Source organism: Haloplanus natans DSM 17983 (assembly GCF_000427685.1).
Lineage (GTDB): Archaea > Halobacteriota > Halobacteria > Halobacteriales > Haloferacaceae > Haloplanus > Haloplanus natans.
Genome location: NZ_ATYM01000003.1, coordinates 285,513 through 310,040, shown reverse-complemented (window position 1 = coordinate 310,040; position 24,528 = coordinate 285,513). Strand labels below are relative to the sequence as shown.

Genomic DNA, 24,528 nt, shown 5'->3' with positions numbered 1-24,528 from the left:
TACTGCGGTGGGAGCGTCCTCTACACGCACTGTATGACCGGGGAACTGCGCGAGGCGATCAAAGGCGTGCAAAAACGAGTCGAGGCCACGGACCGGGTCGTGGCCGAGCGCGGCGAGCGGACCAACGTCGTGGCACAGCTTACCGGCGCGGACTACATCAGCCTGGCGGCGCTGTTCGTCGGCTGGGGGAGCGCGCTGCTGTTCCTGCGCGGCGAGCCGAACTGGGCGCTGCTGGTGATGTTCGGCGCATTCCTGCTGGACAAGCTCGACGGCTGGTACGCCCGTCGAGCGGGGGTCTCTTCGCCGTTCGGCCGCCGGGTCGACTCCTTCATCGACATCTTCGCGTACCTCGTCCCGGGCGCGTTGCTGTACCACGTCGCAGTCGCGCCCAACGACCTCGCCAGTCTCGTCGTCGGCTTTCTCGTCCTCTCGTTCGGCGGACTCCGGCTCATCCGCCACAGCGACGAGGGATTCGGTGCCGACGGTGAGACGAGCTACTACCACGGGACGACCGTCGTCCACACGAACCTCGTCGTCGTCGCCAACTACTTCCTCGTCGTTCTGGTCGGGCCGTGGAACGGCTGGCTCGCCAGCCTGCTGGTCGCCGCCGCCTGCCCGCTGATGATCTCGGACTACAAGGCCTACAAGACGGACGTGAGCCACGCGCTGGCGGGCCTCGGGGCGGTTGCCGCCGCCGCGCTGGCGCTGGCCCTCGAGTGGGGGTACTTGTGAGCGAGGCCGAGGGTCGGACGGTCCGCGTCGACGTCCACTGTCACACCGTCGCCTCCTACGACAGCCAGCTGCTCCCCGAGCGGCTGCTCGCCCGCGCCGACGCGGTCGGGCTGGACGCCGTCGTCGTCACCGACCACGACACGGTCCACGGAGCGCACGTCGCGGCCGACCTCGCGGTCGACTACAACGTGACGGTCCTCGTCGGCTGTGAGGTGTCGACGGCCGACGGTCACTTGCTCGCCATCGGCGTCGACGAGGCACCGAAACCGGACGAACCGCTGTCGGCGACGGTCCAGCGGATCCGCGATGCGGGCGGGCTGGCGGTCGTTCCTCACCCGTTCCAGCGCTCGCGACACGGCGCGAGCGCCGCCGCCATCGAGGGCGTCGACGGCGTCGAGGTGTACAACGCCCACACGATGGTCGGCCTGCGCAACGACCAGGCCGAGCGCTTCGCCCGCGAGCGGGGCTACCCCGCGTTCGGCGGCAGCGACGCTCACCGCGCCGGCGGTCTCGGGCTCGCGGCGACGGCGGTGACGCTTGCGCCCGGACAGCCGCCGAGCCCGGCGACCATCCTCGCGGCGATGCGCGACGGCCGGACCGCAGCGGTCGGCCGCCGCACCTCGATGTGGCAGTACGTGACGAAACTCGTCGCCACCGCGCGGTACAACGCGCCGTCGCTGCTGTAACGATGGAGGCCAGCGACGACAGTGGGACTGATGCCGGCAGCGAGACGGTCCTGACGGAGGAGGCGGAAACGGGGATCGCGGCCGGTGAGCCCGACCACACCGACGGCGGCCGCGTTTTCGCCTCGGCCGCTGCCCGCCGGGACGCCGCCGTCCGGACCGTGGCCGTCGTCGGCCTTCTGCTGGCGGCCACCGCCGCTCTCCGACTGCTCGCGCCCAGCGTGACCGATCCTGCCGTGGTCCGGACTTGGATCGCGCAGTTCGGTTCGCTCGCTCCGCTGGCGTTCGTGGTCCTCCAGACCCTCCAGGTGATTCTCGCCCCGATCCCGGGCCAGACGCTGGCCGGCGTCGGCGGGTACCTCTTCGGGACGCTGTGGGGGACCGCCTACAGTATGGTCGGCGTCGTCGTGGGCAGCGCCGCAGTCTTCGTCGGAAGCCAGCGGTTCGGCCGCCCCTACGTCGAGCGGGTCGTCGACCCCGCCGCACTGGCCCGCTGGGACGACTCCGTCGACCGTACCGGGGTGCTGGGCCTGTTCGTGCTCTTCTTGTTCCCGACGTTCCCGGACGACGTGCTCTGTTTCGTCGCCGGCCTCACCGACGTCCGACTCCGAACCTTCCTTGCGCTCGTCCTCGTCGGCCGCACGCCGACGTTCGTCGCGGCGGCCTACGCGGGCACCCGACTGGCCGACGGCAATCTCGTCGACTTCGCGACCGTGGTTGCGGCGCTGACCGTCGCCTCGGTTGCCGTCTACGCCGCCCGCCACCATATCGTCGGCCGCCTGAACCGCAGTAGCTGAGTGGCGGCAAAGGCGACCCGATCGAGCAGCGCACCCTCCAACACCCGCGGGAGACCGTTACCCGACCATCCCGCTTATGACTGCGGAGACGGACATAGCACTCAATAGTGGTATGATGGCCCTGACCCACGGCCTCGCGAGCCTCGCGCTCGCGGCCCTCGCTAGCCCCGCCCTTTCGGGGTACGCCAGCCCGCCGCTGCTCGTAGCGGCGTTCCTCGGCGGGGTGGTGCCGGACCTCGACGTGGTCGCCGAACATCGGAAGTCGCTGCACTTCCCGGTCGGCTACACCCTCCTAGCTGGCGCCATCGGCGCCTGGTTCGCCCTCGCCCCGAGCGAGGGGGTCCTGCTGGCCATCACGGCCGTCGGCGCCGCAGCCCTGCACGCCTGGTCGGACGTGCTATAGTAGACTTCAGAAGTAATTGCTTATTTTTGGGACAGAGAGTTGGTTGAGAGCGGTGTCGATCGCTGTTGTTAGTTCGTTAAGTGAGTCGAAGAACCGGTTGCTCAGAGCCGCTTGCAGCTGTCTCCAGCACTCTTCGACCGGATTGAGCTCCGGCGAATACGCCGGTAACGTCACGAAGGCGAGGTCGTCACGGGCCGCTAGGTCCGTGACGGCCGACGCCTGAAAATACGGTGCGCCGTCAAGCACAACGAGCAAGTCATCTTCGAACTCTTTGCATAACGCTAAAATAAAATGTTTTGCGTGCTCGGCGGTCACGTACTCCTCGAATCGGGAGAAAAAGCGATCACCGTCTTCGGTGATCGCGCCGAGTAAACACGTCCAGTCGCGCTGGCCCGAGAGTTCGACAGAGGGCCGCGTGCCGCGCGGAAACCACGCGGCACGCGGCTCAACTTGCACGGATTTCTTGGTTTGGTCGATGCAGACTACGGTGGCGTCCATCTCCCGCCGCTTTTTTTGAGTTCCTCGTGAAACTTCTCTTGTTCATCTTCATCAGCTTCAGCGGCTGAACGGCGTGGTTTCTGATAGCTTAACCCCGCTTCTTTCAGCAACCGCCGGCAACTCGGGAGTGAGTACTCAACGCCGTACGTTTCGTCGAGAAACTGCTGGACGAGCGCCGGCGTCCACGCCGGCGCGTCGATCCCGACTTCTTCGGGTGGATCGTGGACAGTTTCTTCGAACTCTTGTTGCTGTGTATCTGAGAGCTTTCGGTTTCTTCCAGAACGATGAATATTAGCGACGGCGTGCTCAAGCGACTCGTCGGTGTCGAGTCGCTTGAGCCAGTTGTAGATCGTTTTCCGGTGAACGTCGTACCACTCGGCTAGCTCGTCTTGCGTGACACCGTTCTTGTACGCGATCGCTGCTAACAACCGCTCTGTTGGCTTCTTTCCCTCCACGTTGTCGAGGGCATCTTGCAGCTCTCCGACGGAGATCTCGTCGAGGTGCTCCACTAGCTACTGAAAGAGGCTTTTTGCAAATATATCTAACGACTACTATAGCCGGCAGCGTCGAGCCGGAACCGTGGGATCCGACCACCGAGCGGGCGGTCTACAACCACGCGCTCGGCGGGTGGCACCGACCCCGACGGCTGGTCCGCTACTCCGGTGCGCCGGAGGACGGCCTGATCGCGATCGGCTTCACCGCAGTCGCGCTGCTGGCGCCCGCGACCGGTCCGATGGCCGACGCCGCGCTCCTGTGGCTGGCCGTCGTGGCTGGAGCCTACGTGCTCGCTCGGAAGCGGCTGCCGGCACTGCGTCGCCGTCTCGCAGCGCTCGTCCCGGCCCGGCTCGTCGCGTCGCTGCCGACTGTCCGCGTTGAGGAGACCGACGGCGGTGCGACCCGGGTGGCAGTCCAGTGGCACTGAATCTCCGCCGTCAAAGTGGAGGAAGCCCACTCTCGCTCAAGCATCTCACCATCGTTCCCGGCGACGAGCACGCGACCCCCGTATACATCGACCGTCTCGACGGCAGTCAGGAGGTCTCGATCCAGCTCCGTGATGTGCGCTGTGAGGAGTACGTATCCGTTGGCCGAGTGACCTGTTTCTTCGATGTCGGAGACTATCGGTTCGCGTATTGTCCATTCCCTAATGTAAATCTCAGTTCGTTCTGTACACATCATTTAGACGACGATTCAATTCGCCCTTGGAGCACCGGACCGTTTTCTATCATAATGACCGCAAGGCGGAAACCCGCGCCTTCAGGCGCGGGAGGAAGCCGACAACCCGATACACAAACCCTCCTCGATAGCAGGCCGACTCCCCCACGCCAATCCGAATACTTATAAATACGCACAACTATATATAAAATACAGATGGTGGACGACTCACGCACTCGAACAGTCCCTGTCAAACTCGATGTGGACGAGAGTGCCGCTGGTCTTCTCCACCAGACAACCGACCATTTCCTCGACGCCGCCAACTACGTCGTCAACGTGGCGTGGGAACCAGACTGGAAAATCACCAGCAAACAAAAACTTAACGACCTCACCTACTACGACGTTCGAGACGACTCACCGCTTCCAGCCAATCTCGTGCAGGCCGCACGAAACCGAGCAGCAGAAGCCGTCAAAGGCGTTATCGAACGCTGGAAAGAAGGCAAGAACGCCTCGAAACCACACTTCACGTCACGGTTCGCCAGCTACGACGCCCGAACTGTCACCGTCAACGACGACCACGCGACACTCGCTACAATCGACGGGCGAGTGACCGCCGAGTTCGTGCTCCCAGACGAACAGCGAGACACGCCCCACTCGGCGTACCTGTTCAACGACGACTACGACGTGAATGGAGCCACGCTCCACTACGACACAGTTGAGGACTGTTTCTACCTTCACATGCGGACACAGCCCGCCGTGGAGAACGATGCTGCCGAACAAGGCGATGCCAAGCACGTTTCCGTCCTTGGTGTTGACCTCGGTATCACAAACATTGCAGTCACCTCGACCGGACGATTCTGGAGCGGTGGTGAACTCAACCACTGGCATCGAGAATACGAGAAGCGTCGTGGCTCGCTTCAACAGGCCGGGACTCGATGGGCACACGAGAACGTCCAGCGAGTCGGTCGCAAGCAAACAGGGCGTTTCGAGCAGATGCTTCACACCATCTCGAACGAACTCGTCGAGGAAGCTCTTGAGAACGACTGTACGCATATCGTGTTCGAGCAACTCAAAGGCATCCGAGAACGCCTGCCGCACGCGAAGGCGGTTCACAAGTGGGCGTTTCATCGCTTGTTCGAATACATCACGTACAAAGCCGAATCTGAGGGGCTTGTGGTGAAGCAGATTAATCCGGCGTACACGAGTCAGCGTTGCTCGAAGTGCGGGTTCACTCACGAGGATAACCGCCCACACACCAACGGGCAGGACGAATTCGAGTGCCTGAAGTGCGGGTACGACGTCCACGCGGATTACAACGCGGCGAAGAATATCGGGCTGAAGTATCTCCGCGACCAGCAAAAGTCTGGACGTGGAGGCGCACCCGTAGGCGTGCGCTTGAACAGCGGGATGTTGAATGTGAACGGCGAGTATTCGCCTACCGCTCTCAGCGGTTAGAACGGGAGTCCACGCTGAATGCCACGCCCTTCAGGGCGTGGTAGCTTACTCAGCACACGCAACTTCTCTTTCAGATACGTGTCGCCCGACATCAATGATGAAGTTGGGAAGTGTACGCTGGGGAGGATGATCAATCGTATTTCTAAGTGATGTATGATTCTTAATAGCGGTAGGGTCTGGGAATGACCCAGCGACAGTTCTGGCAATAGATTGCGGATCGATATCTGTGATATTTGCTTGACGCCATCGGAAACTCTTCACTTCTTGTTTCAACCGACCTATGTAGCCCAAAGGATCGTCAGGTGCTTCCACATTACCGTTATGTGCACGGTCGTGGCAGTGCCTGCACATTGTGATAAGGTTGTATTTTTCGTGATCTCCCCCTCGGTGTCGCGGAACTATATGATGTACTTCAAGCGAGACTCCTCTCATATCCTCGTGCCTCTCACAATGGCGACACATAAAGTCATCTCTGCGAAGAACCTCCCTGCGTCGCTTAGGCCAATCATTTGGGAGAGGTCTTGACATACCAGTACACTCCATTTTATTCGGTAAAATAGTTACCCTGTGGTAGATTCGCGCTGTGTATTCAGCAGGCCTGTTGAAACGTATCACCTACTCAGGATTTCAACAAGCCGTTGCTGTTTTTCAGGGTCCAGAATGGGTGAGCCCCGCCGTAGGCTCGTGATTCGATGACCTCAGACGATGACCCGTTTCACGACTGTGAGTTGGATCCCGAGGCGATCCTCGGGACACACATCTTCAAAGCCGTCCTGTTCACCGACGAGACGGAAACTCCGGTGAACGTACTCACCGGCGAGACACCAGCACATTCGCAAGCAACCGTCGAGGAAGCGAAAGAGTTCGCTGCGAGTATCGACACGAAAACGCCCCAGATCGCTCTCCCCGCATCCGTCGAGTCGCAGATCGAAACACAGAGCAAGCCCTACACGGCGGCCGCATTCTTCCACTTCAAGACGACTGGCTCGCTCGAACGCCACCGTGCTTACCATGCCGCTTACGAGGCGGACGCGTTCACCGTCGACTTCGAAGCTGACTACGAGTCCGGGAATCTGACCATCACAGTCGACCGAGCGAATGAGTCCTAAGAATCGACCGCTAGATCAGGTTTTTCGAGCGCCGGCGATGGGTGCCGGCGCAGCAGGAGCGAGCAAGCAACGACTCCCGGTGCGTCGGCGCTTCGAGGTGTTCGAGATGCACATGGTGATTTACGCTCTGATAGAAGAATCGACCCACGACGACGCACTGGCCACCGGAAAGACGGTGTTCGACCGCCTGGTCGGCGCGGACCCACATGCCAGCGCCGTCTTCGACTACTACGTCTGTTTTGATGAGGAGGACACGTCCGTTGCGGGGAAGGCGCGATGGGGTGAGTTACCGACTGCAGCCTCCGTCGACTCCGATGACGGCCAAGACCTGCTTGAGCGTGGCTGGGAGGCGACGAAAGAGGAGTTCGAGCGGAATCTCGAACGTGTGAAAGAGGCCATCGAGGAACTCTCTGACGAGGAGATTATGCGCGACGAAGATCTCGCTCGGCACGCCTTCCATCAGGTCGGCGCCTACGACGGGCCAACGATCTTCCTGTACAACGAATACGCGAACGGTATTCGTCACCGTGAGCAGCTGGATCGAGTGCTGGAGGAGAGCGAGGAACTCTGGATCGTGCCTGCCGACGTCCACTTCTAAACACGACCTTGCACGTTTATAAATTGTCCCGGATTCTGCCTCTTCAGCCTCTACACATCAGGATTTCTTCGCTAGTCTGTGACTTGGTGGGTCTGTTGTGGGGGAGAGCTTGGGTCAGATCGGGCCAGATCTAATGATCACCGACTGGATGATAACCGATCTACGATCCGTCACGGAGCGAAACCGGCACTCTCACGTAGTCTACTACACGTTCAGAAGCCACTTATAAACGTACAAAGCTGAGTTCTAAACAAAAAACAGCGCGAGTTCCCCACCCCACCGTGGGCGGGGTGAAGCGCATCACTCCGGCGCGTGTTCCGTCTCTTCGATATACCGTTCAACGACTTCTTCCGATACCGCTCCTGTCGTTCCCATATAGTACCCAACCTTCCAGAACCCACCTCCCCAGAAATACGACTCCCGAATCTCGGGATACTGCTCCAGCAAGTGCTTACCCGAGTACGATTTGAATTGCTGAGCAATGTCCGCCGGACTGTGCTTCGGGTTACACTGGACGAATATGTGGACGTGGTCGTCCGCAATCTCCAACGCCAGAATCTCGTGCCCAAAGTGGTTAGCAGTCTCACTGAACAACTCCCGCACATCTTCTTCAACTACGTTGAGAACCGGGTGGCGGTACTTGAGACACCAGACGAAGTGATACTTTTAGGAACTAACCGAATGTGAATGACTGCGGTACTCATCCATCCTGAATACCCACATTTATGACAGTCTGGAATGATTATCAAAGTATGGGTGAAGAAGCCACGAAGACGATTCAGACGCGCCTTCACATAGCGTCTGGTGAACGGTCGTGGCTTCACGACGCCCGCCTCGCCTCACGCGAAATATTCAACGACACCATCCGCCTCAAACGACAAGGGTACACGCGCACCGAGATACAACGGGAGGTTGACCGCGACGACTTCTTGCGGAACAACAAGTGCGCGGTCGTCGGCAAAGCCCTCCACACGTGGGGCTCCTACCAGTCACTTCTCGACTGGTGGCGCGAACAAAATGACCCTGATGGTGACAAGCCGACGCCGCCGAGTACAGACAAATCTGGTGCGTATCCGCTCGTGATGGCGCATACGGAAGGCTACCGCCTCACCGTTGACGATGACACGAACCGCGTCCAGTTCCGTATCAGCCCGCAACCCTACAAGAAGGTAAACGGACACCTGCGCGGTGAGCCGGCCGCGATGGACGAACTTCGAGACGCTCTCACGTCGGATGAGGTGGATGTGGGGCAGGCCGAACTCCTGTACCGCGATGGCGTGTACTACCTACACGTCACGGTCACACGCGAGTTCGACGTGCCCGACCCCGACACCAGCGACACGCTGGTTGGTGTGGACATCAACGAGCGCAACGTCGCTCTCACCGCCCTCGACCGCGAGACGATGCGGACGAAGGGCACACTCGTCCTCGACTACGGTCGGGTCAAGCAGGAACGCCAACGCTACCACACTATCACCACTCGCTGTCAAGAACACGGCAAGACGAGTATCCACCGAAAACTCGGTGACAAGGAAGAACAGTTCACCGAGTGGGTGTTGCATCGTCTTTCCAGTGCTGTCGTGGAGTTCGCAGAGCAGTTCTTGAATCCGCTCATCGTGTTCGAAGACATGGAGGGCATCCGCGAAGAAATGCAGTACGGAACATATATGAACCGCCGGTTGCACAAACTGCCGTTCCACAAGTTCGAGACGTTCGTGTCGTACAAGGCGACGTGGCGAGAGATTCCGACAGATACGGTGGATGCCTACTACAACTCGAAGACGTGTTCGTGCTGTGGTGAGCGGGGCAGTCGGCAGGGACGGCGGTTCCACTGTACGAACACCGAGTGTAACGTGGTGCAAGACCACGCCGACAGGAATGCCTCTGTGAACATCGCGTGGCGCGAGACGGCGAAACTCGACGGTAAGGATACGAATTACCGGACTCACAAAACCCAGCCACAGGTTCGGTTGGTGCGTCTGTCCGGGTCGGGGCGTGTAAGCCGCCCAACCTCATCCCGCTCGCTTGCCGAGCAGGGAGTGCTAGCGCACAGCTGAGGGAATTACAAACGCCTCGGGCTACCGCGCCCGAGGCTGTTTACCAGATGTCCCGGATCACAAATTGGAAACGCGAGAGCCGCACGCCCACACTCGCATACCGGAATACCGAGACCGGAGCTCGGGCTGTCTTACACCGAGCACCGGGCTCGTACCGCTACAAGTGGCGTGGCGCAATCCTCGTCGACGGCTACCCGGTGTGGTCGCGGGGGTACGAGACAAAAGACGCGAAATCGTTCCGTGACGAGCTCCGGAAACGATCAGCGCCCGAACTGAGTTGTCCCGAGTGTTCGAACAGCGATGTGGCAATCGGCGGAAAAACGGCTGACGGCGCGAAGGCTCAGCGTTGGTTCGAGTGTCGGAGATGTGGGTACGAAGCATCCTCGAGGATCGTGTACGGCGCCGAGCGCTGATTGAAGGGAACGTATCTGCGGTGACGTTTATTTTGGGCCGGGATGGGTGGCCCGTCTCAATCGGGCCAGATCCACAGATGAGTCTGGAAGTCATCGACCGCCACAGCGAAGCACTGTTCGAGTTTCTCTGGTGTCCGGTCTGCGGGCACGAGGTATTCAGTCACATTCCCTTCGAAGGAGTGTTCTGCAAGAACTGCAACACGCAGGTCGAACTCCAGGAATCCCGAGAGACGCGCGGATACGAGGAGGCCGTCCTCGCCTGCTTTGACACCCACTCGACGTGGAACCTCCACGTCGACGAGAAGCTCCGTCGCGACCTACCCGATGGGTCGGCGCGGGTGAAGATCCTCGGCGCACCGGGTGCCTACGAGGTCGACTGGTGGAGTCCGGCACCCGGCGATGACTGGCAGCCGGTCGAGCGTGGTGAATTCGATGAGGTCGACGAACCAGCCGATATCTCCCATCTCGCGTAGGGCAAGCAGTCCCTGTGACTGTTTTTCACCCCCTGAGGGGTGCGGGGGTGCTCGAACGAGTCGCTCCCGAACAGACCGATGAGTAGACCTAGCGACACAGATTCGATCGAACAGTCACGCCCACCAAACGACTGCGACATCGCCTACGTCGGGTATCGGCAGAGCGGGCAGGCTATCGTTGAGAAACGTCCCGGCCAAGAACGGCTCACGCCAGAGCGGAGTCTCGCGCTGGTGAACCACAGTCCCTCGGGATTCGAATGGGGATATGGTGGTAGTGGTCCGGCACAACTCGCGCTCGCACTCCTCCTCGACTACACAGGTGACGAAGCGTTCGCCCTCGACCACTACCAGGCGTTCAAAACCGAGGTCGTGAGCCAGCTGGACTGTGCTGGGTCTGCTGGAAGCTGACGACTCACCGGGCCCGAGATCGACGCAGTCCTTCACGAAACACCCGGCGAGCCGGCCGCACCGTCCATCTAAATACCAATCACCGAAAGAAATCCATGTCAGAACAGACCCAACCATCTCGTGCGGATGGCGAATCGGCCGAAACCAGTGAACAGGCGACACGAACGGAATACGTCGAACGTAGTGACGTCGGCGTCTCCCTCACCGTGAAGCTTACTCGCGGGACTGGCACCCGCGATCAGGACAAAATCGTGGCCAAAGCGAAAGGCAAGACCCTCGAAGACGCTCGCGAGGACATGGAGATTCTTCGGGAGTACATCCATGATCTCGCTGAGGACGCCCGCCAGATCCAACCTGGGGAAGAAGACGGGTAACAGCGAGGGCTGTTTTTTGTCGCCTCAGCAGTGACGGAGGCGATCATCAGTGAGCAATCCTGACGGTCAATCGACGGACGTGAGCGAGCTTTCACCAGAACAACGGCTCGAACCCCCGAATACGCGACTGATCAACGCCGGTATCGTGACGATCAACGATATGGAGACGCTGCGAGCCTGCGTCGCCTACGAGAACGCGAATCAGCAACGGGTCCAGATCCTCCGCCGGCTTGAACAGCGGGCCAGCGAAATTCGCGCAGAAGACGATTGACGCAGCACTCGGGGCTGTCTGTCGGAGCCTCGGTGGGTGGAGGCTTGAATGAGATGAGCGATCGACCAGAGATCGATATTCAACGACAGACCGCGTTCGGTGACGATGGCCAACTCGAAGTAACCGAAACAAGCGTCGAGACCTCACTCGAAGACTTCGGCGCTGACGTGGATCATCGCGACCGGGATTCGCGTCTTGATCAGCCCGAGGCGAGTGAGTTCGGCGTCGACGATCGACCCGAAGTTGAGCAAACATCCGAGGGAGATCAGTCAACACTCTTCGCTGATACGGACGGGGATCAGCAGACCCTCGCTGGCGACGATGCAGCCGCTCGCTGTCTCTTCGAAGAATAGGCTTGCCTCTATCAGTTGGTTGTCTGATGAATTGTTATAGTCTGAATTATAATAGTCTGAATTCTAACTTTGAAGCGACGCTGAGGGGCTAATAGCCGGTAGTAGTTTTTCGACCCCCAGCAGGGGTGCGGGGAATCCGAACGCCCGCATGCAACAGATGGAGACTAATTCGACTACCGACCCACGAACAGTCGTACAGGATGCGAGTGAGCGATGGCAGGCGAGTACAGACCGCGTTGAGTACGTCGGGATGCGTGTCGACGGAACGCCGGTAGTACTGAACCTTATCACACACGAACGCCTCTCCCCTGATCGAAGTTTCGGTCTCGTGCGGCATAGCCCGGCGGGATTCGACTGGGGCTATACGGGAAGCGGACCGGCACAACTCGCCTGTGCACTCCTCCTCGATTACACCGACGACGAAACCGTCGCCGAGAAACACTATATCCAGTTCCGCGACGATGTGGTCAGTCAGTTGGTGTGTGATGGGCCGGCCGACTGCTGGCACCTCACCGGGGAGGATATCGAGGCGGCACTCGCTGAATTCGAAGAGTACCGAGCACTCACGCCAGATGGTGGGACGCCGTCATCGTCACTGCCGGCGAACTGGAGTGCGGTGAGCCGGACAGATCGGACAGTCTTCCAACGTCGGGATATCGACCACTACGTCGTCCTCGCCGAAGGGAGCGAAGAGTGGTTGATCATACTTTGTGCGCAGGGGGACCGGGCGTATCCCGCCCCGCTTGACCATCGAACACTTCCGGTCGAGAACGATCCTGCTTCAGCCGTTCAGGCACTCGTCGCTGAGAGTAACGACCTCGTCGAGCCAGAGGAGGACATCTGATTGAGAACATCCGACTCTCGCGGGCCACGTACCAGCTCATCGAACGCGCCGTCACGGCGCTGGAGTGCATCGGCCGAGAACTCGAGCGATACAACGACCGGCATGAGCGAACAGGCGGGGAAGACACCGACGAGACGAATCCCGGCGAATCATGACTGGCGAAGCGACGCTTGACGACTTCAAGGGCGAGACATCATCAGGAGAGTCCAGCTCGCTCACACTGGAAGAGCGACTCCTCACCCCGATCTCCCCGTCCATCGGTCTGCGGGTGATTCCCGGTCGCGAGGATCCGCTCTATCTCCAGAACCGGGGCACTGAGCGGTATCTGTTCCGCGACGATCACGACCGGTGGTTCATCCTTCAACCCTCGGCGAAGGACTCAGAAGCAGCGTTCGTCCGCTGGGTGTATCTCCCAGCAGACCGGCCCGAACGGCTGGCACAGTCGGCGCTTCGTCGACGAACAGAGATCGGCTATGATTACGTTCAGCGGTCGGCCGCACCAGATCCAGTCAGGTCGACGGTGACGGCGATGTTCGTCACGGAACCGTGGTCCGACACCGCCTACGAGTGTGGGTCGTGTGAGGCGCTGTTCGATACGCCACGAGGGCACGCCCTGCACTGCTGGGACGCACATCCGTGGGTGCCGAATCCTGAACAGGTGCGCCGTCGACGCCACGCCGACGAGTGAATTGAAGAGCCGAAGCCAGGTGTCGGGACCGTCCAGATGATTAACCAACAGTACTGGATTCTTGGGCGGGATGTTGGTTAAGAGTGGTTGTTTTTGCGCCCGTGAGAGGGGCGCAGGGCGCGTGATGAGAGCGCCGTCGCGGGTGACGAATTCAATTTCGAGGAGACAAAATGAAAGACCCAGAATCCAGAACCGTGTTCGCTGGCGTCGACGGACGAACCGATACAGAACTACCCGACTGGTACCGCCGGAAGAAAACGGTCGACGAACCGAAGTCCTTCGCCGAGACGATTCGTGACCTCCCGCAGGCCGTCGAGACGACAGTCGCATACCGGAATCCCTACTCCGACGAGTGGGTCGAAACGGATCGCTTCAACGCCTTAGTCGAGCCGACAAGAGCGCGCGACCACGCGACAGACGGCGAGCCCGACGCAGACCCACTATTTCACGTCCCTACGGACAGTTACGCGATCATCAATCCGGTCGACGTGTACAGGCCACTGGAGGAGGTCCTTCGCGAGGAGACCATCGACGGGTCGCCGCTCGGGAACGTGATGTTCGGCGAGGTTCGGCGCTACCGGGGCGGCGGCGAGGTTCACATGGACATCATGTTCGACGGCCTCGAGGTGCGCCTTCCTAGGCGGTCGGACCCGATCACGATAGGCGTGACCTCCGGCTACGACTTCTTCGGTGAGCACGCCGTCTACGTGGAGGGTTTCGCTCAGGACGGGTACTGCTCGAATTCGATGCGCTCGCTCACCGACAAGGAGGTCATCAAGCACGTCGGGGACGTTCGAGACTTCCGGACCTGGTGGGAGGAGATCCTCGCCCAGGTCGAACTCGTCGCCGACGACCTCTTCGAGTTCATCCGTGACGCCCAGGACATCGATCTCGAGTTCTCCGAGCTCCCGTTCACCATCACCGAGTTTTACGGCCTGCTGGGCTTCCCGGACTATCTCGCAGAGCGTGCTGCCGAGGATGCCGAGGCGAACGCTGTGTCGCCGTTCGAGATCGATATGTGGACGCTGCATTCCGGGGCGACGTACGCGCTCACTCACTTCTTCCAGGGCAAGGAGGGTGCGTCGTTGGACGGCTACGTCCGCACGGCCAACGACATCCTGTTCAACCCAGAAGGTACCATCGAACGCGTCGAGCGAGCCTACGAGGAGCAGCTGGAGGCGGACGGCGACGACGGGTCGCAGGCATCGCTCGCCGGTGAGCGGGCACTCGCGAGTATCGAGCGTGTCAGCGACGATCTACAGGAGAAGGTCGATCAGTTCGAGGAGCGGGAGGATGCGCTTCGTGAGCGGTTCCAGGACGCGATGAGCTGACGTCGCGACGATGCTGTAGTCGGCGGTCTGTTTCTCTCGCCCTCGTGGGGTGGAGGCCAACAGAGATGGCTCAGTCTACGGATACCAACGACGAGTTCCCGCCTGAGAAACGCCTCGAAGCGCCCAATCATCGACTGATCAAGGCCGGGATCGCAACGATCCCCGATATGGAGACACTCCAGGAGTGTGTTGCCTACGAGAACGCACACCAGAATCGGACGCAGATTCTGCGTCGGCTCCAGTGGAAGGCTGAAGAGTTGCGTGAGGACGAGAAGTAGCGATCGATATTAACCAACAATCGGAGTTAGCCAACACCTGGTGTTGGTTAACATTGAGAGTATCCCGTTTTTTCGGGGACCGGTGAAACTGCTATGGTTTCATGCCGCCTCACCGACTCAGCAATCCAAATACGACTACCCCGCCGACGCGTCATCGTCACGTGACCGCCGTCGAAGCGAGGGAAGTCGCTCTGCCGCCGTGTCGAGGAGGATGATGGTCCGAGTTCTGCCTCCCATATCGGCTTCTGATCGGGGTCACTCACCATTGAAGCGGCAATTACTGGATCGTATCCAGACGGCTTCGATCTCCTTATCAGGAGTATTGCCGAGGCAGGTGTGTTCGGTGGCAAGAGCGATGTTTACGTGAGTTCGGCCACGAATACTTCGAAGGCAACGAAAACGAGCGGATTCACTCTACGAACACGAGCGGACCACAGTAACCGGATGGCGACCGTTGACTGCCTTCCGCGAAAGCGTATGACTCCCCGCCCTACTTCTGACGGCCGAATTCAATCGGTCTGGGTCTCGTCGCTGACCATCAGCATCGGCGTCGTCACCGATCGCAGTAGACTCTCGGCAACGCTGCCCTGTAGGACTCGATCAGGACCGCGTCGGCGGTGTGACCACATAACCACCAGGTCGATATTAGCGGTCGTCACGAACTCGCGGAGCTGCGAGATGGGGAGTCCACTCTTCAAGTGCGTCCCGAAATCGATACCCGCAGCCTCCAGCGGTGCCTTCGCCGATCTGAGGAGCGCTTCACCGCGTTCACTCAGCTCTGACTCGACATCGGGCCGCGCGGGACATAGGTCGTATGACGACGCAAGCAGCCGACGGTCGACGACGTGTACCAAATGTAGCGTAGCGTCGAACTGCTCTGCAAAGTCGATTGCCATTTGTGGAACATTCCGGCCCTCCCTTTCACCGGCGATCGGAACGAGGATATCGTCGTAGGACATCAACTGCTCGCTAGCATGTGCCGCCAACACAGGACAGGTCGCGGTTCGAAGCACGGTCTCGGCGACGCTTCCGAAGACGTATCGCGGTAAGCCCGCCCGTCCGTGTGTCCCCATCGTGATGAGATCAATGTCGTTCGACTCCGCATATGACAGAATCGTCTCAGCCGGATTACCGCGTTCGACAGAGGCCCGGATCCCCACGCCCGCCTCGTCGGCAATCTGCTCTGCTGTCCGAACGGCTTCTCCCCCGAACGACTCGGTTTCGATCGTTTGGTCGGCGCTGTCTTCGAGGAATCTGAGCAGCCGCGGCGACACGACGTGCAAAGCGTGGATCGTCGCTTCGGAGACAGCTGCGATGCGCACTGCGTGCTTCGTTGCCTGCTTCGCTGCATCACTTCCATCAGTCGCGACGAGGATATTTTCTATCATTGCGTTGGAGTTCTTTACTTAACACTTCGGTGGTTGTTATCTCTGCACGTGTTGGACTCCATGGACAAGAAATTCGCGCGAATGGAGCTTGGGAGAGCGATTCGTCGGTACCCCGACTATTCGAACAGCTGAACCGCTTCGTCGTAGCGGGCGCTCGGTTCGTCCCAGTCGACGACCTCGAAGAAGTTGTCGATGAAGTCGCCACGGGCGGGACCGTAGTCGTGGTAGTACGAGTGCTCCCAGACGTCCAGCGCGAGGATGGGGTGCGAGCCCCAGAGCGCGCCCTGGTCGTGCTTGTCGACCACGACGTTGCGAAGCTGGTTCGAGAAGCTGTCGTACACCAGGAGTGCCCAGCCACCGGCGGCGCCGGCAGCGGCCTCGAATTCACCCTTCCAGGCCTCGTAGGAGCCGAAGTCCTCCTCGATGCGATCGGCGAGGTCACCGCTTGGCTCGTCGCCACCCTCCGGAGACATGCAGTTCCAGAAGAGGTCGTGGAGGATGTGCCCGGAGCCGTTGTGCGTGACGTTCCGAATCGCACCCGCCGAGGAGCCGAAGTCGCCGTCGTCACGGTTCGCTTCGAGCGTCTCCTCGGCGCTGTTCCAGCCGTTCACGTACCCCTGATGGTGGGTGTCGTGATGCCAGGTCAGTACCTGCTCGCTGATGTGCGGTTCGAGCGCGTCGTAGTCATACGGCAGGGGGTCAAGTTCGTAGTCAGTCATTCGTATCGCCGGTGTTCTCTACGAACGAGAGGAATATGAGCATTTTCTGTAGCCCATTATGGTAATTGTGCTATCATAAGTTTGCAGCCAAAAGACATCCTCTCTGCATCTCCAATATTGATCTACGCCGTCGACAGCTTGTCCGGCTTCCGACTGGTTTCCCTAGCGCGGCCGTCGTTCTCGTGTGACCTCCCCAATCCCAGCAGTTGCGGAGCAATTGGGACAGGCATACACACGACCGGCTTCATCACCGAATACCCGCGCGAAGCATTTCGAGACGTGGTTGCCACAGTTTTTACAGGTTGGCATTAACTGTCCCCTCGGGATTCTCTATTACTGCTTAGTGGATCTCCGTTGTTCCGTGGCTCGTTCGGGCGTTCGCCGCGAACTTGTGGTCCCCGCAATCGCAGTGAGCACTAATCGGGCATGATCTCTCTCGCTGGATATCGGATGCTGCGATAGCGGCGGCAGTTCGTAGCCAGTCATTCGTATGACTAATAGTATCAAGCAAGGAGAGGGATATGAAGATTTTCTGTAATTTATTTTGGCGAATTTGTCGTCACGAGCTAAATCCGGAAGATACCGTTGGCTACTGGGGATAACCAATAGACGACCACCAACATGACTGTTAAGATACAGGTATACAATCGTCGAGGCCCCTGTGATAATGGACATCACCCTGCCATACACATGCGAGTGCGCCAACTGTGGTTACTACATGACTGCCGACAGCCAGCGGAAACGTATTCGAGGCGTTGTGGGTGGAGATGTAATCTCGTTGTCGCTCGGGAGTGGCTGATATGAACTGTCGTTACTGTTTACCGAAAGTCACCAACTACGGAGGTAGCGACAGCCAGTACTAGCTTACAACAATCGGTATGACGGGAGAGGTGTCCAAAGTCGCAGGAGCGGTCGTTGAGTCCCAGAGCGGCGAATTGGTCACCGACCGTCGTCGCCGAATGTCGATTCGATGTCCGAGAGGTCTTGGATCGACCGGTCCGCGTGCCATGTGTATGGAACGTACGGTTCATCGTCGACGTTGAGCCAAATTTTGTGTCGTCGTGTGTAATTGTCCCACATGGGGCGGAGGCCAGTGTCGAACCGGTTGTCGAGAGAGCGCTGGGCCTTCTCGCTCAGATCCCACTCGAAGTCCTCGGACAACTCCCAGAACTCGCGGTAGAAGTCCGCGAATGGGGTACTCATTCGCATACTGCTCTCGTAGGTCTTTTTCACGTCATCGATGAGATTCTGTTCACGGATCCGTTCGCGCTCCTCTTCGTACCACTCCGAGACGGGCTTGGCCTTCTCCGCCCGCTCTGCGAGCCGTTCTGCCCGCAGCTTTTCGGTCGCCTCGCGGTCGAGTTCATACTCGCCGTGAACCGCGGAGTTGTGTCGGGCTTCGTCGTCAACTTTCTCCACGACCACCGCGTACGCGTCCTTCGCGTGTCGTGGGAGGACGTACCCGTCGTGGATGTCGTCGACTACGTTTTCGGGGTCGCGTTCGAGCGGATCACCCAGTCCCGAGCCACCACGCAGGTAGTTCAGGTACAGGTCGTAGTCGTCGAACTCCTTGGGCGTGCTGATGCCCTCCGGTCGACGGGTGATCTCCCCGTCAACCTTGGATTCGAACTCGCCGCTCTCCGGGTCGAGGTCGTGCTGGGGGTAGTCGTCCTGATTCTCGAAGCGCTCTTGCAGGTCGGTATCTGTGGCGTTGAGGATGTAGCCCGAGGCGGCCGGGTAGCCGCCGAACAGGCCGCCGTCGCTGGTCATGTACCCGTTGCCCATCTCGTAGAGCAGCCAGCGGCTCACGTCTTTGACCGTCCGCATCGACTCGAAGCCCGAGCCACCGGCCCGACGACCCGCGCCGCCCGTATTTGGCTTCACTGCCCGCCCAAGGAACGGTAGTGGCTCGACCCGTTCCCACGCTTCCGCGTCGCCCATGTCGCCCTCGGGGTTCCAGACGGCCGACGCGTGGGGTTCACCGTCCTCGACGTAGCGCGCGCCGACACCTTCACATGCAGCCTCGAAGGAGTTGACGGCGTGGAGTTTGTCGAACTGGTCGATGCCGCCGCCCTGCAACCAGTTCGACGTGTTGGCGTTGCCCGCGTTGATCTCCTCCCAGAAGCCCCGAGCGTAGTATCCTCGCGAGAGGTGTTGCCACAAGGGTGCCCACGCCGAGACGAGGAAGTGCCACGCGTAGGCGTGGGCCGTCTCCGTGTTCTGCGTGTTCGCCCACGAACCCACCGGCAAATGAAAATCACAGGCGTAGTACGCGCCGTCATTGACCCGCTCGTTGGGGATGACGGTCTGGGTGAGCATCACCCAGACGCCGCCTTGAATAGCTGCTGGCGTGCAGTTGTACGGATGCCACCCCCACTTGTTCGCCCCCTCAAACGACACTTGGAACGAACCATCCTCTCGGATGTGCAGTTCCGAGGGCGCATGCATCAGGTGATTCTCGTTCGCGTATTCGCGAGTCACATTCGCCTGTCCCTCGTAGAGGGCGTCGACGAAGGACGCGCCCCGGTAGGTGCCGGGTAACATCGTCTTCTTGATCCGCTTTCGGAAGCCTCTGCGACCGTCCTCAACTGCCTCACGAGACAGTTGTTTGAAGGTATCGACCCCGATGGAGCCGATCAGCTCTTTGACCGCATCCCGAATCATCAGACAGCCGGTCATGCGAGTCCGCTCGTCGAGTTTCAGGAAGTCCGGTGTCCGTGTTTTGGCGGGATACTCTTTCTTCCACGAATTGTACAGTTCGAACTCCTCACCGACTTTACGGGCCGTGTAGTAGGCGCCGTCGCCGAAACGGGACGCCTGCGAGACGTTCATGCTTCCGGGGCCGATGGCTCCGGTGTCGATGACGTGGTTGACGCCGCCTGCCCACGCGACGAGTTCTCCCTCGTGGAAGATGGGGATGAGTGTCATTAGATCACAAGGATGGACGTCTCCGACGTGGGGGTCGTTGTTGACGAAGATATCACCTGGCTCGATCTTCGGATTTTCCTCGTAATCGTGGTTGATAATGAATTTGATCGCCTCGCTCATCGTGTGGATGTGCACGATGATCCCCGTCGAGACGGCGATCGAGTCACCCTCCGGCGTGAATAGGCCATAGCACAGCTCGCCTTCCTGCTCGACGATGGGCGTCGCCGAGACTTCTTTCGATATCTCGCGCGCGGTCACCAGATCACCCCGGAGTCGGGCGTACAGCTGCTCGTACCGAATCGGGTCGTCCTGCTTCAGCGTGAGCGTCGACAGCCCATTGTAGTGATCCGTCGCCTCGGTCTTATCCTCAAGTTTGGCGAGTTGCTCGCGGAGCGTCTTGCCGTTCCAGCCGATTCCCTCGCCTCGTTGGCGTTTCTCTCGAACTTTGGTCAGTTCGCGTCGTGCGTCCGCACGTCGTTCTTCCGTCTTGGTCTGATCAGTCGAACTCATGAGTAGTGGCTGTGGGGTGAGATCGCGGTGGTTTCGGCGTCCCCGTTTGGGAGCCGAGCGGGACTACCCGTCATAGTCGAGTTCCTCCAAAATGATGGCGTTATCCCCGACGATGACATCGCCCGAGATGTCATCGTGGAGGAGTATCGACTGTGTCAGGTCGTCAATTCGTGCCTTGCCGGTCAGCGTCTTTTCGGAAATACCGATACAGATCCGATTTGCGTCGACATCGATTGCGAACTCAACGAGATCAGCAGTGTCATAGCCCTCTGGAAGGCAGTTGATACTGTAGTCGATGCCGTAGTTGATCATGGGGTTGACGGCCTGTATGAGGGCTCCGAGACACCGCACGGTTGGCAGTCGAAGGAAACAGACGGTGTCGTCCCCATCTACGACAGATTCGAGGACCTCCCTGACGGCCGGTTCCTGGTCGACCGACTTGATGATGATGATGGTGGTCATTGGCGGGGGCCGAAAAGGAGTGCACAGAAGTTGTGTTCAACGCGACGGAGCCGTTCGCTCAGCGTCGACCTGCTGATGTCCAGCTCGTTGGCGATCTCTTCGGCCGTCACCTCCTGTGGAACTTTGAAATACCCCATCTGGTAGGCCATCTCCAGTACCTCAAGCTGGGCGTCGGAGAGCTTCCCCGACATACTCTGCTTTATTTTGTCGCCCCCGAGTGGGAAGCCGACGCTCTCGGTCTGGGTTGTCCCGATGAGTTCGAGCGACCCGTGCTCGTCTTCGATGGTGTTGGCAACTTTCTTCAGATGATTCCAGTCGCGAACCGACGCCACGACCGACAGCTGGGAGTTCTCGCCGACGATACGGTGCGGAATCGCCTGCTGTTCAGTCAGTAGCGACAGCACGGAGACGTTCGCGAGCTCGGTCACGACACAGAGATAGTACATCTGCGAGTTGACCGTCGCCTGACTCATGTTGACGATGTCCATGTCGGGCAACTGGCCCGCGATGTCCGTCTCCGAGACGGTCTCGTCGAACTTGACCGTCAGAAAAAGGAAGACACCGCCGTCGGTGACCGGAAGCGCATTGTCGATCTCGATACTCTCGACCTGTTCGGAGACATCGAGGATGTGCGAAAGGATTCCGGCCAGACGAATCTGAAATTCGAATCTAAGCATGGTGTCAGGCGACTACCGTGTGATCGAGGTGTCGGCTCATCATGTCCGGTCTCTCATTGTGGGCCCATTCGATGCGGGACGATGCGGTACAGTGCGGTGAAACACGGGGGACAACCACATCGTCTTCCCGGTGCGCAACCCTGATAGTCGAGGCGTATGTTTTACCCCGACCAGTAGACCTAATGGTTACCACGAATCGACACGATATATGTATTCATCTTATCAACAGATACTGCCTTCGGTCGCTCACAGCGAATCGCGACGCGAGCCACGACGAGAGGGTGACAGTCGCCACCGGGGTGCAGTCGGCGGACGCCGGCACACCTGGAGACGGCGACGGCGACCCCGCTCAGTCGAGCGCCACGTCGGACGGTCGCTCCACGAGTTCGACACGGACGCCGTTCGCAGCCGCCGGATCGAGGAAGGCGACCCGCGCATCGCCCGCCCCGCGTCTGGGCGTCTCGTCGGCGAGTGGGACGCCCGCCGCGCGCAACGTCTCCAACTCGGCCTCGATATCCTCGACGCGGTAGGCGACGTGGTGGAGAAGCGCGTCGTCGTCCGCCGCGCGGAGGTCGGCCGCAATGTCGCTATCGTGGTCGACCGGTTCGACCAGTTCGACGAGACTCTCGCCGACCCGGATGAACGCGATATCGACGCCGAAAGCCGGGACGTGTTCGACGGCGCCGACATCGAGCCCAAGCAGTTCGAACAGCGCCTCGTTGGCGTCGATATCCGAAACGAGCACCCCCAAGTGGTCGATTTTGGTGATCATCGCAGTCAGGTGATTTCGCGCTCCTCGGCGGCCCAGTAGGGTTCGCGGAGCCGCTTCTTGTCGAGTTTTCCGTACGGCGTCGTCGGGAGCGACTCGACGATGTCGACGGACTTCGGCGTCTCGTAGTCGGCCAGCCGGTCGGCACAGAACGCGAGGAGTGCCGCTCGGTCCACGGTGTCGTCCTCCGGGACGACGACGGCCTTGACCGCCTCACCCCAGTCGTCGTCCGGTACGCCGATGACGGCGACGTTCGCGACCTGTTCGTGTTGCTGGATCACGTCTTCGACGGTAACCGAGTACACGTTCATCCCGCCGGTGATGATGACGTCGGAGTCGCGGTCGAGGATGTAGACGTAGCCGTCCTCGTCCATCCGGCCGATATCGCCGGTGTGGATCCAGCCGTCGACTATCGTCTCCTCGGTTCGCTCGGGCATCTCGTAGTACCCCGCCATAGAGTAGGCGCCACGGGCGAGGATTTCACCCGGCTCCCCGGTCGGAACCGGATCACCGTCGTCGTCAACGACGGTCACCTCACACATCGACGTGGGGAGACCACAGGACGAGAGCCGTTTCTCGTCGTCCGGGTCGTGGGCGTGTTTCGGCAGCACCGTGATAAGGTCCGGCGTTTCGTACTGGCCGTAGAACTGGACGAAGACGCGCCCCAGTCGGTCGAGTCCCTCCCGCAGTCGAGCCGGCTTCATCGGGGCGGCGCCGTAGGCGAGCGTCTCCAGCGTCGTGGTGTCGTACGACTCCTCGCCGAGCAGGTCGAGGACGCGATAGATCATCGTCGGCACCATGAACGTCCACGACACCCCCTCGTGCTCGATGGTTTCGAGCGCACGCCGGGCGTCGAACCCTTGCGTGACAACGTGGCGACACCCCTGCGTGAGTCCACCGGCCATGATGAGTCCGGCCGAGTGCGGCAGGGGCGTCATCAACAACAGCGTCTCGCGCGGGCAGATGTCGAGTTCGACGGCGTGGGCGAACGCGTTCAACGCGAGGTTCTCCTGTGTGTGTTTCACCCCCTTCGGATCGCCGGTCGTGCCGCCGGTGTGGAAGATGCCCGCGAGCGTCTCCCGACCGACCGACACCGCCGGTGGTTCGGGAGTTACCTCGTCGAGAAGCCGGTCGAATCGAACGGTCCGATACTGCTCCGCAATCGAGGCCGGAGCGTAGGCGTCGACGGTGATCACGTGTTCCAGCGTCGGTACGTTCGGCGCGACTGTCGCGATGGTCTCGACGAAGTTCGGACCGACGACGACGGCGCTCGCGTCGCTGTTTGCCAGCATATACTCGATGTCGCCTGCCGAGAGCATGTCGTTCAGCGGGACTTTCACGAGGCCGGCGCGTGTAAGTCCGATATCAGTGATGGGGTACTCCAGCCGGTTCGACATGAGAACGCCCACGCGATCCGGCGTTTCGAGGCCGCATTCGCGGAGTGCAGCAGCAGCGCGGGCCGACCGTGAGTCGAGTTCGGCGTAGGTCAGCGTCTCGCCGTCGAACGTGATGGCGGGCGCAGTTGCGTGCCGACGGAGCGTGGACTCGTAGAGGCCCTTCAGCGTCGGGGGACGGTGTTCAGACATCGTTGGCTCCGGTGGTGGTGTCGGTGAGAGGCATCTGAGGAAAGGCGGCTGGGGCTCGGTTACGCCGACTCGGGCGTCGGAATCGGTTCCCCGATCCACTCCTCGTAGAACGTCTCGATGTCGGGCTCGAACTCGTGGATGAGCGGGTAGCCCGGCATGACGTTCGTCACTTCGAGCAGCGTGTTACAGCCGGGACAAAAGAACTCCCGCAGTTCCATGTAATCCGGATGCGGATGCATCTGCTCGGGGTAGATTTCGAGGTACTGTTCCTCCGTGTCCCGGACGTTGATCAGCGCGTCCGCCTTCCAGTTCTGGTCGTGTTCGCAGAACTCGTGGCCGCAGTCGCACTTGATGACCCAGCGGTCCGCCGACTTCGCGACGACGTACAGATGGTCGGCGTACGGGATGATGATCGGGTCATCCCAGTCGACCCGCTCCTGCAGGACGTCCCGGACCTTCTGGAACCGGTCGGCGTCCTTGAAATCGCTCATCATGTCGTGGAGCTGATTCCACTCCAGATTGTCGTCGACGAGATCCTCGATGTGTTCGCGTGGGTATGATTCTGGCATTGT

General features: G+C 60.2%; 29 protein-coding genes and 3 pseudogenes. 20 read left to right on the top strand and 12 right to left on the bottom strand.

Annotated elements, in window-relative coordinates:
- Positions 1 to 33 precede the first annotated feature (33 nt).
- The 4 genes from HALNA_RS01315 (at position 34) to HALNA_RS01300 (ending at position 2,615) form a co-directional block, all read left to right on the top strand.
- Positions 34 to 732 carry a CDP-alcohol phosphatidyltransferase family protein gene (locus tag HALNA_RS01315; protein ID WP_049934427.1) on the top strand — a complete coding sequence of 233 codons (699 nt, stop codon included), beginning with the start codon at positions 34 to 36 and terminating at the stop codon, positions 730 to 732.
- Positions 729 to 1,418 (top strand): CehA/McbA family metallohydrolase, encoded by a 690-nt coding sequence (locus HALNA_RS01310; protein ID WP_049934426.1) that lies wholly within the window; start codon positions 729 to 731, stop codon positions 1,416 to 1,418. The genes HALNA_RS01315 and HALNA_RS01310 overlap by 4 nt, the downstream gene beginning before the upstream one ends.
- A gap of 2 nt (positions 1,419 to 1,420) precedes the next feature.
- Entirely contained in the window at positions 1,421 to 2,212 is a 792-nt protein-coding gene (locus HALNA_RS01305; protein WP_084509841.1) for a TVP38/TMEM64 family protein, read from the top strand.
- Between the two features lie 112 nt (positions 2,213 to 2,324).
- Positions 2,325 to 2,615, top strand: a complete 291-nt coding sequence (locus HALNA_RS01300; protein WP_049934424.1) for a hypothetical protein — start codon at positions 2,325 to 2,327, stop codon at positions 2,613 to 2,615.
- 6 nt (positions 2,616 to 2,621) lie between these two features.
- Here HALNA_RS01300 and HALNA_RS19120 read toward each other — a convergent pair.
- Positions 2,622 to 3,622, bottom strand: a protein-coding gene (locus HALNA_RS19120; protein ID WP_157573384.1) for an IS630 family transposase whose coding sequence is annotated in 2 segments (ribosomal slippage) — positions 2,622 to 3,130 and positions 3,130 to 3,622 — 1,002 coding nt in all. Because the reading frame shifts where the segments join, the coding sequence is not laid out codon by codon here.
- A 20-nt stretch (positions 3,623 to 3,642) separates the two neighbouring features.
- Between HALNA_RS19120 and HALNA_RS01285 the strand changes: the two genes are divergently transcribed.
- Positions 3,643 to 4,035, top strand: a complete 393-nt coding sequence (locus HALNA_RS01285) for a hypothetical protein (RefSeq protein ID WP_049934420.1) — start codon at positions 3,643 to 3,645, stop codon at positions 4,033 to 4,035.
- Positions 4,036 to 4,481: 446 nt separating this feature from the next.
- Complete coding sequence (locus HALNA_RS01280) at positions 4,482 to 5,720, top strand: RNA-guided endonuclease InsQ/TnpB family protein (protein ID WP_049934419.1); 1,239 nt, start codon at positions 4,482 to 4,484, stop codon at positions 5,718 to 5,720.
- Positions 5,721 to 5,765: 45 nt separating this feature from the next.
- On the opposite strand, the gene HALNA_RS21430 is transcribed toward HALNA_RS01280, so the two are convergent.
- A complete protein-coding gene (locus HALNA_RS21430; RefSeq protein WP_157573398.1) occupies positions 5,766 to 6,182 on the bottom strand; it encodes an HNH endonuclease in 417 nt (138 codons plus the stop codon).
- A gap of 230 nt (positions 6,183 to 6,412) precedes the next feature.
- On the opposite strand from HALNA_RS21430, the gene HALNA_RS01275 reads away from it, so the two are divergent.
- A complete protein-coding gene (locus HALNA_RS01275) occupies positions 6,413 to 6,829 on the top strand; it encodes a hypothetical protein (protein WP_049934418.1) in 417 nt (138 codons plus the stop codon).
- Between the two features lie 106 nt (positions 6,830 to 6,935).
- The gene (locus tag HALNA_RS01270) at positions 6,936 to 7,427 is read left to right on the top strand and encodes a hypothetical protein (protein WP_049934595.1); all 492 of its coding nucleotides are present in this window, start codon (positions 6,936 to 6,938) and stop codon (positions 7,425 to 7,427) included.
- 300 nt (positions 7,428 to 7,727) lie between these two features.
- Here HALNA_RS01270 and tnpA read toward each other — a convergent pair.
- Positions 7,728 to 8,135: pseudogene (gene tnpA, locus HALNA_RS01265) on the bottom strand (IS200/IS605 family transposase).
- Between the two features lie 44 nt (positions 8,136 to 8,179).
- On the opposite strand from tnpA, the gene HALNA_RS01260 reads away from it, so the two are divergent.
- The 12 genes and pseudogenes from HALNA_RS01260 to HALNA_RS21525 all read left to right on the top strand — a co-directional run.
- Complete coding sequence (locus HALNA_RS01260; RefSeq protein WP_049934416.1) at positions 8,180 to 9,484, top strand: RNA-guided endonuclease TnpB family protein; 1,305 nt, start codon at positions 8,180 to 8,182, stop codon at positions 9,482 to 9,484.
- A gap of 47 nt (positions 9,485 to 9,531) precedes the next feature.
- On the top strand, positions 9,532 to 9,897 hold the full coding sequence (locus tag HALNA_RS19110; protein WP_084509839.1) for a DUF7568 family protein: 366 nt from the start codon (positions 9,532 to 9,534) through the stop codon (positions 9,895 to 9,897).
- 77 nt (positions 9,898 to 9,974) lie between these two features.
- On the top strand, positions 9,975 to 10,370 hold the full coding sequence (locus HALNA_RS01255) for a DUF7567 family protein (RefSeq protein WP_049934415.1): 396 nt from the start codon (positions 9,975 to 9,977) through the stop codon (positions 10,368 to 10,370).
- Positions 10,371 to 10,448: 78 nt separating this feature from the next.
- Positions 10,449 to 10,850: pseudogene (locus HALNA_RS19105) on the top strand (DUF6166 domain-containing protein).
- A gap of 23 nt (positions 10,851 to 10,873) precedes the next feature.
- The gene (locus tag HALNA_RS01245) at positions 10,874 to 11,152 is read left to right on the top strand and encodes a DUF7389 domain-containing protein (RefSeq protein ID WP_049934412.1); all 279 of its coding nucleotides are present in this window, start codon (positions 10,874 to 10,876) and stop codon (positions 11,150 to 11,152) included.
- Positions 11,153 to 11,201: 49 nt separating this feature from the next.
- Entirely contained in the window at positions 11,202 to 11,423 is a 222-nt protein-coding gene (locus tag HALNA_RS01240) for a hypothetical protein (protein ID WP_049934410.1), read from the top strand.
- A 53-nt stretch (positions 11,424 to 11,476) separates the two neighbouring features.
- Positions 11,477 to 11,776 carry a hypothetical protein gene (locus HALNA_RS01235; RefSeq protein ID WP_049934409.1) on the top strand — a complete coding sequence of 100 codons (300 nt, stop codon included), beginning with the start codon at positions 11,477 to 11,479 and terminating at the stop codon, positions 11,774 to 11,776.
- Positions 11,777 to 11,933: 157 nt separating this feature from the next.
- Positions 11,934 to 12,620, top strand: a complete 687-nt coding sequence (locus HALNA_RS01230; protein ID WP_049934407.1) for a DUF6166 domain-containing protein — start codon at positions 11,934 to 11,936, stop codon at positions 12,618 to 12,620.
- 151 nt (positions 12,621 to 12,771) lie between these two features.
- A complete protein-coding gene (locus HALNA_RS01225; RefSeq protein ID WP_049934406.1) occupies positions 12,772 to 13,308 on the top strand; it encodes a hypothetical protein in 537 nt (178 codons plus the stop codon).
- 170 nt (positions 13,309 to 13,478) lie between these two features.
- Positions 13,479 to 14,639: a hypothetical protein gene (locus HALNA_RS01220; RefSeq protein WP_049934405.1), complete on the top strand. Its 1,161-nt coding sequence runs from the start codon at positions 13,479 to 13,481 to the stop codon at positions 14,637 to 14,639.
- Between the two features lie 65 nt (positions 14,640 to 14,704).
- Positions 14,705 to 14,917: a hypothetical protein gene (locus HALNA_RS01215; RefSeq protein WP_049934403.1), complete on the top strand. Its 213-nt coding sequence runs from the start codon at positions 14,705 to 14,707 to the stop codon at positions 14,915 to 14,917.
- A 264-nt stretch (positions 14,918 to 15,181) separates the two neighbouring features.
- Positions 15,182 to 15,327, top strand: a pseudogene (locus HALNA_RS21525) (UPF0175 family protein); the annotation flags it as partial.
- A 99-nt stretch (positions 15,328 to 15,426) separates the two neighbouring features.
- Here HALNA_RS21525 and HALNA_RS01210 read toward each other — a convergent pair.
- The 9 genes from HALNA_RS01210 to HALNA_RS01175 form a co-directional block, all read right to left on the bottom strand.
- Positions 15,427 to 16,305 (bottom strand): universal stress protein, encoded by an 879-nt coding sequence (locus HALNA_RS01210; protein ID WP_049934401.1) that lies wholly within the window; start codon positions 16,303 to 16,305, stop codon positions 15,427 to 15,429.
- Between the two features lie 116 nt (positions 16,306 to 16,421).
- Positions 16,422 to 17,024, bottom strand: a complete 603-nt coding sequence (gene sod, locus HALNA_RS01205; protein WP_049934399.1) for a superoxide dismutase — start codon at positions 17,022 to 17,024, stop codon at positions 16,422 to 16,424.
- A gap of 162 nt (positions 17,025 to 17,186) precedes the next feature.
- A complete protein-coding gene (locus HALNA_RS21745; RefSeq protein ID WP_449404862.1) occupies positions 17,187 to 17,333 on the bottom strand; it encodes a DUF7563 family protein in 147 nt (48 codons plus the stop codon).
- A 630-nt stretch (positions 17,334 to 17,963) separates the two neighbouring features.
- Positions 17,964 to 20,462, bottom strand: a complete 2,499-nt coding sequence (locus tag HALNA_RS01200; protein WP_049934398.1) for a hydantoinase B/oxoprolinase family protein — start codon at positions 20,460 to 20,462, stop codon at positions 17,964 to 17,966.
- Between the two features lie 63 nt (positions 20,463 to 20,525).
- Positions 20,526 to 20,924, bottom strand: coding sequence for a hypothetical protein (locus HALNA_RS01195; protein WP_049934396.1), 399 nt, complete (start codon positions 20,922 to 20,924; stop codon positions 20,526 to 20,528).
- Positions 20,921 to 21,601 (bottom strand): helix-turn-helix domain-containing protein, encoded by a 681-nt coding sequence (locus tag HALNA_RS01190; protein WP_084509838.1) that lies wholly within the window; start codon positions 21,599 to 21,601, stop codon positions 20,921 to 20,923. The genes HALNA_RS01195 and HALNA_RS01190 overlap by 4 nt, the downstream gene beginning before the upstream one ends.
- 349 nt (positions 21,602 to 21,950) lie before the next feature.
- The gene (locus HALNA_RS01185; RefSeq protein WP_049934395.1) at positions 21,951 to 22,373 is read right to left on the bottom strand and encodes a VOC family protein; all 423 of its coding nucleotides are present in this window, start codon (positions 22,371 to 22,373) and stop codon (positions 21,951 to 21,953) included.
- Positions 22,374 to 22,378: 5 nt separating this feature from the next.
- A complete protein-coding gene (locus HALNA_RS01180) occupies positions 22,379 to 23,956 on the bottom strand; it encodes an AMP-binding protein (RefSeq protein WP_049934393.1) in 1,578 nt (525 codons plus the stop codon).
- 59 nt (positions 23,957 to 24,015) lie between these two features.
- Positions 24,016 to 24,525, bottom strand: coding sequence for an acetone carboxylase subunit gamma (locus HALNA_RS01175; protein WP_049934392.1), 510 nt, complete (start codon positions 24,523 to 24,525; stop codon positions 24,016 to 24,018).
- Between the last annotated feature and the right edge of the window lie 3 nt (positions 24,526 to 24,528).